Genomic DNA, 12,599 nt, shown 5'->3' on the forward strand with positions numbered 1-12,599 from the left:
TAATATTCTTCGCTTAGTTACAAGCTGAAGCTAACAGGCTATTCTCATCTATGATGGGAAATAGTCTGTCAGCTTTTTTTGCTAGTGCAAATATACAAGGAAAGCAGAGGCTCGGCATAAAATCCAAATGTTGCACAAAATGCAGGATTTCTGGCTGGCTCAGGAGTAAAGGTAGGGATTGTTGCAATTATTGCAGGATTTCCCGCGGTTTGTCGGGTCAGACCAGCCTATTGTTGCATTTTGTGCAGGATTTCAGGCAGATGGACGGATCGGGGGCAGTAATGTTGCATTTTTTGCAGGATTTCCAGCGGCGGGGAGCGGAGCGACAATTGGCAATATCGCAGACTGTCCGTTAGCAAGCCGCCCCTTCCATCCCCCACCCAAAAAGCGCCCCCTCAGCCAAAGCTGAAGGGGCGCTTCTATTATTATCATCTACCCGATTAAGACAACCGTCCGCTGAAGTCACTGTATTCGAACTCGCGGATCACCTTGAGGCCTTCTGCTTCATTATAGGAAGCAATGGCCGGGAGGTTGACGCCGTTGAACATATGGTTCTTCACCATGGAGTAATGCGCCATGTCGGTGAAGATCAGCTTATCGCCGTATTTCAGCGGTTCCGGGAAGGAATAATCGCCGATAATATCGCCTGCCAAGCAGGTCATGCCGCCAAGCCGGTAGGTGTGGGCGAATTCGCCCGGTTCTCCGGCACCGATGATGCCAGGGCGGTAAGGCATCGCCAGCACATCCGGCATATGGCATTCAGCCGAAGTATCGATAATCGCGATATCCATGCCGTTATGCATGGTGTCGAGTACCGTCGCAACCAGATAGCCGGTGTTCAGGGCAACAGCCTCTCCCGGCTCCAGGTAGATCTCCACGTTGTAGGTCTCTTTCATGTGCAGAATGCACTTGATTAAGGTGTCGAGATCATAGTCAGGACGTGTAATATGATGCCCGCCGCCGAAGTTCAGCCATTTCATCCCGTGCAGGTACTGGCCGAATTTCTCTTCCACAACCTTAAGCGTACGCTCCAGCGTGTCCGAGTTCTGTTCACACATCGTGTGGAAATGAAGGCCGTCAATGCCGTCCAGCTCGTCCGGCCGGAAGTTCGGCAGGGTTACGCCCATACGGGAGAAGTTGTAGCAAGGATCGTACAGCGGCACTTCAATCTCGGAATACTCCGGATTGACGCGGATGCCGCAGCTGATCTGCTTCGGCGCGTTCTGCACTCGCTGCTTGAAGCGGCTCCATTGATCAAAAGAGTTGAAAACCATATGATCGCTATAGCGAAGCAGCTCATCAAACTCGCGGTCGACATAAGCGGGTGCATAGACATGCACCTCTTTGCCCATCTCCTCGAAGCCCAGCCGGGCCTCGAACAGGGAGCTGGAGGTTACGCCATGCAGGTATTTGCCGACCAGTGGGTACATAGCGTGCATGGAGAAGCCTTTTTGCGCAAGAAGAATCTTGGCTCCGCTCTTCTCCTGCACATAATTAAGGGTCTTCAGGTTCTTCGTCAGCAGCCGTTCATCCACCAGATACGCCGGGGACGGCAGATTGCTGATATCAATATCGATGTCCTTGTTCTTCATGGCCATGCGCCTTAATCCAGCAGCGTCGGCGAGAAATCTTCTTGCCAAGGCAGGCCGTGTTTGTTAAGAGCATCCATGAACGGATCTGGATCGAACTCTTCGATATTGTGTACGCCCGGTTTGTTCCAGATGCCTTTGATAATCATCATTGCCCCAATCATCGCAGGAACGCCGGTAGTGTAGGAAATGGCCTGTGAGCCAACCTCTCTATAGCACTCTTCATGATCGCAGACATTGTAGACATAATAGGTCTTAGGCTGGCCGTCTTTGGTTCCTTGAATGATACAGCCGATATTGGTTTTTCCTTTGGTTCTTGGTCCCAGGGAAGCCGGGTCAGGCAGAATGGCCTTCAGGAACTGCAAAGGAATAATCTCTTTACCTTCATAATTAATAGGCTCAATAGAAGTCATGCCGACATTCTCAAGCACCTTCAGGTGGGTCAGATAGTTCTGCGAGAAGGTCATCCAGAAGCGGATCTTCTTCACGCCAGGAATGTTAACAGCCAGCGATTCTAACTCTTCATGGTACAAAAGGTAGATATCCTTCGGGCCGATCTCCGGGAGATCGTATACTTTCTTCTCGGACAGCGGCGCTGTCTCAATCCACTCGCCATTCTCGAAGTAACGTCCGTTCGCAGTAATCTCGCGGATATTAATCTCAGGATTGAAGTTGGTCGCAAACGGATAACCGTGGTCGCCTGCGTTCGCATCCACAATATCAATCGTATGAATCTCGTCAAAATAATGCTTCTGCGCATAAGCCGTAAATACACCGGTTACGCCAGGATCGAAGCCGCTGCCGAGCAGCGCTGTAATTCCGGCCTTCTCGAATCTTTCCTTGTAAGCCCATTGCCAGGAATATTCAAACTTCGCAGTATCCTGCGGTTCGTAGTTCGCTGTATCCACATAGTGCACTCCGGTAGCCAGGCAGGCATCCATGATCGTCAGATCCTGGTAAGGAAGAGCCACATTAATCACGACATCCGGCTGGAAGCTCTTGATCAGCTCAATGACTTCTTCCGTGTTGTCAGCATCCAGCTTGGCCGTAGAAATCTTGGTCAGGCCCCCGTCCAGCTTCTCTTTGAGCGCATCGCACTTCGACACCGTACGGCTGGCAATGCAAATCTCCTCGAATACATCCGGGTTCTGGCAGCATTTATGAACAACAACGCTCGCTACACCGCCAGCGCCAATAATTAACGCTTTTCCCAAATTAATAACCCCCTAATTATGCTTAAGTTATTAGTTATTAGCCTTGCTGCTCTGGAACAGGCTACATCCTATGAAAAATCAACAACGCTGATTATACAGAAACTTTCTCAATAAATCAATAAAATCCGACAAAAACTGTGATCTTCCGTGTAAAATCTGCAGTTTTCTACATTAATACTCTGTAATTCACTTCATTACACTGAAATCCTTCGTTTTCCTTCGCTTTTAACCTTAATAAATTGAAAACCAGCTTAGGGCTCCGTCCATATTTCAGTGCATCAGGCCAACCGGACAATTATATCACAACGGCGGTGTTGTTCAACATTTTTATTTCAAATTTAAGCAAGGCCAGCCGGATAAAAGTGCAAATGAGGCACATTATAATAACTTACCCGTTTTTCGCTGCCGTTAACTGATAAGTGTAAAGGTCGCCCAATGTTAAGTGATCTGATCCGGTCCATTCGTTTATTATGCGTAACCCTGTCTTTCCCATACCTCTGTCATACCTGAGCGTTGCAGGATTAACCAGACCTCATCGCAGACGGCGGCTGTCCGCTGAGCTGCTTGAAGGCTTTGCTGAAATGAAACTCATCGCTGTATCCGCAGGCGCCCGCAATCTCCTTCAGGGTTAGCCTGGTGTACATCAGCTGCTTCTTCGCATGCTCATAGCGGATCTCACTTAAATACCCCTTGGGACTCTTGTGCAGATATTGCTGAAAAAGACTGCGCACATACGAGGGGGATATCCCGTAGCGCACCGCCAGCTCATGGATCTGCAAGGGTTCACTGTAGCGGCGCTCCAGCTCCTCCTTCATCCGTAAGAATAATTCGTATCCCTGCCCCCGGTCAGGATGGCCGCTCTCCTTAGCCTGAAATAATTCGTACAAAAGCTCATAGAGCAGCGCCTGAGTCTTAAGCTGGCTTCCGGGACTGCCAGGAACAAAATCGCCGGCAATCTGGCGGAAGAGCTGACCCAGCGCTCTGCCCGGCTCCCTCCCGGGCTTCAGGCGGAACGGCAAGGGCAGTTCATGAAGCGGCTCTACCCTCCCCTGATTGTCCGCTGAAGGCGATAACGTATACAGCGAGAGCAGGATCATGGTGATGCGCAAAGGCTCCCCGCCTCCGCTGCTCATCTCCATGGGCAGTCCCGGCCTCAGATAGAACAGCATGTCCGGCGACACCGGGTGCTCCTCTGTGTCTGTTCTAAATACCCCCTCTCCCTCCTGAATCCAGTACAGGCTGTGCACATGTATATTCTGACGGATATCCCTCCAGTGCGGGAAGGTCGTCTTGTCATGAATCCAGTGGATGTCCAGCACCAGATTCTGCGGAATCTCCTCCATGTATAGCTCCTCCGTTTCCCGGCCTGTCATTTCTGAAGCGTTTTTGACATGCCAATTCTGTTCATTATACCATGCCCCTCCCCAACATTCATTGCTACACTTAGGGCATTAACCACTGGAATGATGAAGGAGAGATGCAGGATGCCTGAACCACAATCCCCCTCAGTACAAGCCCTGGATTACATGCCTTGGATTGGCCTGTCAGAACAGGAACAGCTTCAGCAGAAACGGCACCAGCAGCAGCTTGCTGCCGATTATCCATGCACCTTCGGTGAAGCCTGCTTCGTCTCGCCGCAAGCCATCGTGCTGCCGGATCAGCTGACCCTCGGCGACCGGAGCTACATCGCAGGAGGTGCGATTGTCCGCAGCACACGGCTGGTCACAGGCAGCGACTGCTCTATTAACAGCTATAGCGTACTCTCAGGCGATATTACCATGGGTAATGGCGTGCGGATCGCTTCCCATGCAAGTCTATACGGCTTCAATCACGGCTATGCTGTGACGGATGTTCCGGTCTTCCGCCAGCCTTTGACTGTTAAGGGCATCGTTATAGAAGACGATGTGTGGATCGGGGCGAATGCCGTGATTCTTGACGGAGTGCGGATCGGCTCGCACAGCATTGTTGCGGCGGGGGCCATCGTGACCCGCGATGTACCGGCGTACAGCATTGTCGGCGGCAATCCGGCCAGGCTGATCCGCAGCCGTCTGGCTAGGGAGACAGTGCCAGAAGTTCATAAGAAGGGTGCAGCAATAGAGATGAAAGAGCACGCTGGCGAATATGCAGAGCATGTAGCGAATGCGCAGGGACCGACGTCTGCTCAATACCAGACAGATACCGCTAAGCTTGAAGGAGCGGGAACGGGCAGCGGGGTACCGCCGCTTGGCGGAGCGGAGCCTGCTCCTATAAGCCTGTATGAGCAGCTCGCGAATTTCAGCAAGCAGGTGCAGGAGCAGCTAACTCCCGTGCTTGCGTTCTACTCCGAAACGTTAGAGGGAGAGAAGCTGTTCCGTGACCGGCCGGGAGCGGGGCGGACCATAAGAGCGTACTGCGATGCTGTGGAGATTGCTGCCATGTTCGGCAGTCTGCCGCCCGGCTGGACGAAGGGGGAGCTGATCGCCACCTTACACCAGTTCCAGGACAGCTGGACCGGATTATTGCCCGATCCGTGGTCACCGCCCGGGCCGGAGGATCAGCCGGAGCTGTTAACCGATCATCTCTCGCGTTATCATCTTCTCGCTGTAGGCTACGCGCTAGAGGTGTTAGGTTCTGCTCTGCCCTATCCTGTAGCCGTGGCCGGGAATATGGATACCGCTACACTGTATCGGCAGCTTAATAGTCTGCCATGGGTGGAGAATGCCTGGGGCGCCGGCGATTGGATCGACTGCTATGCTACCGGCCTGTATCACAATCTGAAATCCTTCGGCTCCGGCAGGCGCCCGGATGATCTGTTCGGCTGGCTGGCCACGCATTGCCGCCGCGACTCTGGGCTGTGGGGTCTGCCTACTGCGGAGGAGGGCTGGCTGCAGCCGGTGAACGGCTTTTACCGGCTTACCCGCGCTACCTATGCCCAGTTCGGCCTGCCCCTGCCGTACCCGGAGCGCAGCATCGATACCGTGCTGGCTCACAGCCGGGACCGCCGCTTCTTCCACCTGGATGTACTGAATGCCTGCAACGTGCTGGATGTCGTCCACCCGCTCTGGCTCTGCCGGAAGCAGAGTGATTACCGCCAGACGGAGATCCGCGCCTGGGCGGAGAAGCTGCTCGGCGAAGTACTGCCCTTCTGGGTTCCCGGACGCGGCTTCGCCTTTCAGCTGTCCCGGCAGCAGGAGACCGGCCTGCAAGGCACGGAAATGTGGCTAAGCATCATTTATCTGCTGGCTGATCTGTGCGGGTTAAGCTCCGCCCTAGGATACTCCCCGAAGGGAGTTCACCGACTGGAGCCTGCCTTCTCACTATCCTTATAAGCGCGGAACTTGTGCCCATAAGGCGGCCAGAACTTACGGCATAAGTGGAAACGAACCGTCCTATTTAAGGACGGTTCGTTTCAGCGAGAAATAGCAGGATAATTAACGGATGGATAGGACTTCCTTCGCGCTAACAAAATGTATGCTGTTTTTCGCATACATTTGGGCCGTGCGCCGCGTGCCACCGCAATGTATGCTGTTTTCCGCATACATTCGGGCCATATACCTGCGTGCCACCACAGTGTATGCTGTTTTTAACATACATTCGGGCCGTGCGCCTGCGTACCGCCGCAATGTATGCTGTTTTTGGCATACATTCAGGCCATGCGCCTGCGTGCCACCGCAATGTATGCTGTTTTTGGCATACATTCGGGCCATGCGCCTGCGCACCGCCACAATGTATGCTGTTTTTCACATACATTCGGACCGTACGCGACCATATGCGTGCTCTACGAATCATTCGAAGAAAACCCCGTTATATCCGCTCGTTCTGAGCAGAGATGACGGGGTTTTGTACGCTTTTATAGGCAGCCCCCGGTTATTGCCCGAAGCCGACGCGCGGACGCTTGCGCTCCTTGGTCTGCACATCTACCGCCCGGATGGAGGTTATGGGAATGTAGAGGGTCTGATACTCCGTACTGTATTTCACGAACCGCTCATCCAGCTCCTCCAGTACGCCTCCCCTGACACTTGTACCATCCAAAAAATGAATCGTGACTTCCTGTCCCTTCAGCGCTTCCAGCATGCTCTTCCTCTCCTTCGTCTCACAAATGGGTGATGATGGTGTCAATAATTCCGTATTCCAGTGCCTCCTCAGCCGACATGAAGTAATCCCGGTCCATATCCTTCTCCACCTTCTCCGGCGGCTGGCCGGTCCGCTGCGCGGTGATCCCGACAATCTTCTTGCGGATCTGAAGAATACGTCTGGCGCTGATGGCAATATCACTCGCCTGCCCTTGCACCCCGCCATGCGGCTGATGGATCATAATCTCGCTGTTCGGCAGGGCCGACCGTTTACCGGTAGCGCCTGACAACAGCAGCAGAGAAGCGAACGAAGCAGCAAAACCGGTGCAGATCGTGTTGACTTGAGGTTTAATTACCTGCATCGTATCATAAATACCAAAGCCTGCGGTAGTCGAACCTCCCGGGCTGTTAATGAACATCTGAATATCCTTCTCCGGCTCATCGGCCGCGAGGAACAGCAGCTGCGCAATAATGCTATTAGCCAGCCCGTCATCAATTGCCGCACCCACGAATACAATCCGGTCCTTCAGCAGCCTGGAATAAATATCATAGGACCGCTCTCCTTGGGCTGTCTGTTCTATCACATAGGGTATTACACTCATTCTGGTATGCCTCCTCTAATCTGTTTTAGTGTGAATACCATGTAAACGGGTTGCCTGCGCGAAAAGATACGGAAAGCGGAAGAGGTGCGGAAATAGCGGGGGTGCGTATCTTTTACAATGCACTGTTCGTTTATATAATAGAAGCAACGCAACCCATCGAAGGAGAGGGCTACTATGACGATTCTTGAACATCACCGGACACCGGATACGATAGCTATGGATACAAGACATCTTCAGGAGCTGGGAAAAGCACTGCAGCACTACTGCCTGTCGCTCACCCGCTCCCGCTTCGACGCCGACGATCTGGCGCAGGAGACCTGGGCCAAAGCGCTCGGCTACCGCAAATTCACCATCAGCCCCAATCCCGAAGCCCTGCTGCTGCGGATTGCCAAGAATACCTGGATTGACGCTTCCCGCCGCCGGGGGTCGCTCATCCGTGCCATGGAACGGTCTGGGGCAGCATCAGATCCGGCTTCTGCGGCGGCAACTCTGGAGGAGCTGTCCGGGCTGGAGCTGACCTTTCAGGCGCTGCTTGCCCATCTCTCGCCGCCGCAGCGGACCGCCTGGGTTCTCCGCGATGTGCTGGGGTATTCTGCCGCCGAGTCCGCCGGACTCCTGGCAACCACGGAAGGAGCAGTCAAAGCGGCGCTGCACCGTGCACGCCAAGCCTTGAGCAAGGTCCGGGAGGAGCTGATCCAGCATGAAGGTCCCGCGCTTCCGCAGGATGCCGATTACCGGGGTTATCTGCGGGCGCTGGCTGAGGCCTATGAGCAAGGGCAGATTCCAGTATTGCTGGAGCTGCTCCGCCAGGAGAACGCCGGGATGGTAACGGCTGCTGTAAGCACGTATACAGTTCAGTCCGTGCATTCCGTGTATACAGACAACGCAAGATACGCCTATACCCATGGAGCGCCTGCATATGGCGGACTTCGGATGGCTGCATAATAGGGATGAATGGAGCAGCGGCTCTGCTCTGACTATAACTTAGGAGGATGATCCCATGAAGAAGGTGCTTGTGCTTGGAGGGACGAGATTTTTCGGTAAAAGACTGGTGGAGCTGCTGCTCCAGGACCAGGACAGTGAGGTCACCATTCTCACCCGGGGTCTAACTGAGGATACCTTCGGAGAGCGTGTTGCCCGGCTGGCTGTGGACCGGACGGATGAAGCTGCGCTTGAGCAGGCTGTCGGGGGGACTGTATGGGATATCGTCTACGATAACATTTGCTACACGCCGGATGAGGCGGCGGCAGCTGTGCGGATCTGGGCGGGGCGGGCCAAGCGGTATATCCTGACTTCCAGCTTATCCGTGTATGATCCGCAGCCGGAGGCGCTGGCTGAAACGGACTTCGATCCTTGGCATTATCCGCTGAAGGCTGGCGGGAAAGCGGATGTCAGTTACCAGGAAGGCAAAAGGCAAGCCGAAGCGATTCTGCTTCAGACAGCGGATTTCCCGGTGGCTGCGGTACGTTTTCCGATTGTACTGGGCACGGATGATTATACGCGCCGGTTGCATTTTCACATCGAGCATGTTCTGGCGGGAAGGCCCATTGGCATCCCTAATCCGCAGGCAGAGATTTCGTTCATCCGTTCGGATGAAGCGGCTGCTTTCCTGCATTGGCTGGGCCGGGAGGGCTCAGCTGTCACGGGGCCGGTGAACGCCTGCTCGGACGGCACTCTCCCCATTGGCAGCGTCATCTCCATCATCGAACAGATTACCGGAAGGACGGCTGTCGTCCAGAATGAGGCGGCGGAAGCAGACCAATCGCCTTTTGGCATCGGTGCCTCCTGGTTCATGGATACAGCAAAAGCCCGCAGTGCGGGCTTCAGCTTCCTGTCCTTATCAGAGTGGTTCCCGGAGCTGGTCTCTTCGCTGACCCGCACACTTCGCCAGGACCAGTAGCTCCTCCTCCAGCTCTTTGGAGATCTCTTTCTCCGGTTCGTTAACAAGCGTATTCAGGCCGGGCGCAGGCTTATCCTGCACCGGTATTCCCGCAGGCAGGGGCCGGTGAATTCCGGCTTCTGCCTTTTTTTCCGGCTGATCCGTCAGATTCGTATGCATCTCCTGCTGTGGCTTGGGCGGGATGTTCTCTTTTGTCTTCGCTATCGGCTGCTCTTCGTATACCTGCACTATCCCGCGAACCGCTTTATCCGCTGCATGCTTTGAGCTTGGAACTGCATCCGAATCTGCGGTTGAATTTGAACCTGGGGCTGGAACAGACTCTGACCCCTGCTCCAATTTGGCCTCAGCAGCCTCCGGTATTTTGAACACATTGATCTCCCGGAACAGCCGCTGCGAGATTTCATTAATCTCCCCGGCCTGTCTGGCAATGTCCCCGATGGCCTGATCCTGCTGGGTGCTGGAAGCGTTAACCTCCTGAACTCCGGCCGCCGTCTGCTCAGCTACAGCCGCAACAGAATGTACAGATTCGGCAAGCCGAGAATTGAGAGTACGGGTCTGTTCCACCTTATTGTGAATTTGCCCGATTTGTGTGCTGATGCCTGTAATCGATTCGTCGATAGCGGCGAAGGAAGCCAGGGTCTGCTCCACCTGATGGTCCTGCTGCTCCAGGCTGTCCCGGGTCTCCATCATATGTCCCTGGAAATCCGCCATACAGGCCCCAAGCTCCTGAATAATTTTGCTGATATGCACCGAGGAATTATTCGTCTGCACAGACAACTGCCGCACTTCATCGGCAATAACGGCGAAGCCTTTACCTGCTGCTCCGGCCCTGGCCGCCTCAATCGCGGCGTTCAGCGAGAGTATATTCGTCTGCTTCGAGATTTCGGTGATCGAATGGGTAATGCGTGAGATATCCTTGGACTGGTTCACCAGCTTGTCCAGCGCCCCATACACCTTGCCAATGGATTCCTGAGACTTCCGGGAGCTGAGGCGCAGCGCCGTAACGGTATCCGAACCCAGCTGTCTGTTCCGGTTAGCGGCTTCACTTGTAGTCAGCATTACATCGGTATAGTCAGTAATCTCCTGAACTCCGCAGGCCAGCTCCTCCAGGAGCTGTGTGCTCTGCTCCGACTGGCTGGCCTGCTGGTCCGCCCCAAGCGAAATCTCCTGTATGGTTCTGACAATATTCTGGTTCGTATGCGCTGTAACCACCGAAGACTCCTCAAAAGACTGCGCGTAATCAGCAAGCGAGCCTGCTGCAGACAAGGTCTGCCGCAGCATCCCCTGTACCCTGCCGACCATATGGTCGAAATGATGGCTCAGCTGTCCCAGCTCGTCATTGTACGGGGAGTTAATCTGCTGCCGCAGATCGCCCTCCGCGATCTGCCTGAGCGCCGCCTGAAGCTTGCGCACCGGCGACAGGAACGAGCGGATCAGCAGCCAGGCGAGCACCAGCATGAACAGGGAGACTGCAATCGCAGCGTACATCACGATGGATACCGTATCATCCAGCAGAGCGAAGGAGACTCCCTGGGCCTGATCGGCATTGGCAGCGGCAGCGGTATACAGCTCACCGTTAGTCTTCAGCATGTCCTGATTCAGGGCAAGCGCTTTTGTATGTATACCATCAATGGTCTCCAGCACACTCAGCGGGTCAAGGGTCTCGTCCGACATCGTCGTTACCAGTTCCTTTGTAAGAGCGCCATATTCTTTTACTTGTGAAGACAGTAGCTTATAACTGGCAGAAGCAGGCGTACCCTGCTTAAAATCCACCTTCCCCAGCTCCGCAGACAGCTGCTGTTGCTTCTCCTGCAACGGTTCGGCCTGCTCCAGGTCACTGGATTCCGCCAAGGAAGTCTCTGCGCGGTTCAGCTCCTGCAGCTGCTGGGTGATGGTTGAGACCGTAATTCTATTCTCCATTTCGCTCTTCTGCCGTTCCATGGATAGCTCGACCTGCTTGATTTTATGTCCCTGGTACAGGGCCACACCCAGAAAAATAAGTGTAATCGCCGAGAAACTCAAGATCAGCTTCCATTTCATCGAAAAGTGCAGCGGATTCCCCTTCAAAAGTATCATCCCTTCATATCTAGCCTGATTTTGCAATAGGTATATTCTGCTAATACTCTCTAATTGTAAAAGCCGGATATTAATTGTCCTCCTAAGTTATGTATGCGCAGCGTAAAGAATCTGTTGCGAAACTGTTAACAAATGTGCAGAATTCAAGGAAATAGTAGGACTATTGGATGGGAACGCGGCTTATTTGCACGGGGCAATTGGGTGGGTGTCAGAGAGACAAGGTATGGCAGCAGCGGCAGGCCAAGTTGTTGCACAAATTGCAACCCTGGTTCATCGATAACAGGGTAAACTTAAATATTGTTGCACAAATTGCAGGAATATCGCCGCCAAGCCCCTTAGAGAAGAGGGAATGCTGCCTTTTGTGCAATATTTTCAGATTAGGATTAGTTTAATGAGGGAGAAGTTGTATAATATGCAGGATTTGTATCAGCAAGAGAGCAAAGGGCAAACGTCAGAAGGGACTGAAGTGTAATTATGAGCATTGAAAATAGGCTTGAAGCTACATCGAGAGAAGAATTAAGAGATTGGCTGATGGCGAACAGTACCACGGAGGGCTCTTGCTGGGTAGAGGTCAGTCTCAAACCGCTCCCGGAGACGATACTGTATCTGGATGCCGTGGAAGAAGCGCTGTGCTGCGGCTGGATTGACGGGGTGAAGAAGGCGGCGGCTGACTCCAAGCTAGCGCAGAGACTATCCCCGCGCAGCAAGCGCAGTTCATGGACCGAGCTGAATAAGGAGCGCGTGCGAAGGCTGGACAAGCTGGGCCTGATGCGCGATGAGGGACGGCGATGCCTGCCCGATATGGATGTAGAAGCTTTTCGAATTGATCCCGTGATTGTACAGCGATTGAAGGCGGACGAGCAGGTGTACCGGCATTTCCTGGCCTTCCCGGCGCTGTATCAGCGGGTGCGGATCGACACCATTCAGAGCTGCATCCGCCAGCCGGAGCTGTTAGAACGCAGATTGGACAAATTCATCGAGAATACCAGAGTGAATAAAATGTACGGGCAATGGCATGACAACGGGCGTCTGCTGGATTATTAGTTTGGTTGGAGTGTAGTTCTGGTGGATTATTAGATCAGTTGGATTACTAGTTCTGTGAGTGAGTTTGATTTCGGACAAATTGCCCTGAAAGCTGGGGCATGCAGCTCCCGAAGGGTTTGCGC

At 53.7% G+C, this 12,599-nt stretch carries 10 protein-coding genes; 4 read left to right on the forward strand and 6 right to left on the reverse strand.

The genetic code is table 11. The annotated features are described in order from the left end of the window. Nucleotides 1–440 precede the first annotated feature (440 nt). The 3 genes from nspC to NSU18_RS09075 all read right to left on the reverse strand — a co-directional run bounded on the left by nspC (nucleotide 441) and on the right by NSU18_RS09075 (nucleotide 4,176). Entirely contained in the window at nucleotides 441–1,577 is a 1,137-nt protein-coding gene (gene nspC, locus NSU18_RS09065; RefSeq protein WP_341151012.1) for a carboxynorspermidine decarboxylase, read from the reverse strand. A gap of 26 nt (nucleotides 1,578–1,603) precedes the next feature. Continuing rightward, the gene (locus tag NSU18_RS09070; RefSeq protein WP_036702452.1) at nucleotides 1,604–2,803 is read right to left on the reverse strand and encodes a saccharopine dehydrogenase family protein; all 1,200 of its coding nucleotides are present in this window, start codon (nucleotides 2,801–2,803) and stop codon (nucleotides 1,604–1,606) included. A 521-nt stretch (nucleotides 2,804–3,324) separates the two neighbouring features. Then, complete coding sequence (locus tag NSU18_RS09075) at nucleotides 3,325–4,176, reverse strand: AraC family transcriptional regulator (protein WP_341020316.1); 852 nt, start codon at nucleotides 4,174–4,176, stop codon at nucleotides 3,325–3,327. 111 nt (nucleotides 4,177–4,287) lie between these two features. Between NSU18_RS09075 and NSU18_RS09080 the strand changes: the two genes are divergently transcribed. Next, a complete protein-coding gene (locus NSU18_RS09080) occupies nucleotides 4,288–6,111 on the forward strand; it encodes an acyltransferase (RefSeq protein ID WP_341148829.1) in 1,824 nt (607 codons plus the stop codon). A 538-nt stretch (nucleotides 6,112–6,649) separates the two neighbouring features. Here NSU18_RS09080 and NSU18_RS09085 read toward each other — a convergent pair. Continuing rightward, nucleotides 6,650–6,856, reverse strand: a complete 207-nt coding sequence (locus NSU18_RS09085; RefSeq protein ID WP_341020313.1) for a hypothetical protein — start codon at nucleotides 6,854–6,856, stop codon at nucleotides 6,650–6,652. 19 nt (nucleotides 6,857–6,875) lie between these two features. Then, nucleotides 6,876–7,457: an ATP-dependent Clp protease proteolytic subunit gene (locus NSU18_RS09090; protein ID WP_341020312.1), complete on the reverse strand. Its 582-nt coding sequence runs from the start codon at nucleotides 7,455–7,457 to the stop codon at nucleotides 6,876–6,878. Between the two features lie 174 nt (nucleotides 7,458–7,631). Between NSU18_RS09090 and NSU18_RS09095 the strand changes: the two genes are divergently transcribed. Both NSU18_RS09095 and NSU18_RS09100 read left to right on the forward strand, forming a co-directional pair. After that, a complete protein-coding gene (locus tag NSU18_RS09095) occupies nucleotides 7,632–8,402 on the forward strand; it encodes an RNA polymerase sigma factor (RefSeq protein ID WP_341148830.1) in 771 nt (256 codons plus the stop codon). A 55-nt stretch (nucleotides 8,403–8,457) separates the two neighbouring features. After that, nucleotides 8,458–9,357 carry an NAD-dependent epimerase/dehydratase family protein gene (locus tag NSU18_RS09100; protein WP_341020309.1) on the forward strand — a complete coding sequence of 300 codons (900 nt, stop codon included), beginning with the start codon at nucleotides 8,458–8,460 and terminating at the stop codon, nucleotides 9,355–9,357. Here the strand turns inward: NSU18_RS09100 and NSU18_RS09105 are convergent. Continuing rightward, nucleotides 9,298–11,397: a methyl-accepting chemotaxis protein gene (locus NSU18_RS09105; RefSeq protein ID WP_341020306.1), complete on the reverse strand. Its 2,100-nt coding sequence runs from the start codon at nucleotides 11,395–11,397 to the stop codon at nucleotides 9,298–9,300. The genes NSU18_RS09100 and NSU18_RS09105 overlap by 60 nt on opposite strands. A gap of 510 nt (nucleotides 11,398–11,907) precedes the next feature. Between NSU18_RS09105 and NSU18_RS09110 the strand changes: the two genes are divergently transcribed. Next, on the forward strand, nucleotides 11,908–12,477 hold the full coding sequence (locus NSU18_RS09110) for a YdeI/OmpD-associated family protein (protein WP_341148831.1): 570 nt from the start codon (nucleotides 11,908–11,910) through the stop codon (nucleotides 12,475–12,477). The last annotated feature ends 122 nt before the right edge of the window (nucleotides 12,478–12,599 follow it).

It is taken from the genome of Paenibacillus sp. FSL H8-0048, from assembly GCF_038002825.1.
Lineage (GTDB): Bacteria > Bacillota > Bacilli > Paenibacillales > Paenibacillaceae > Paenibacillus_AQ.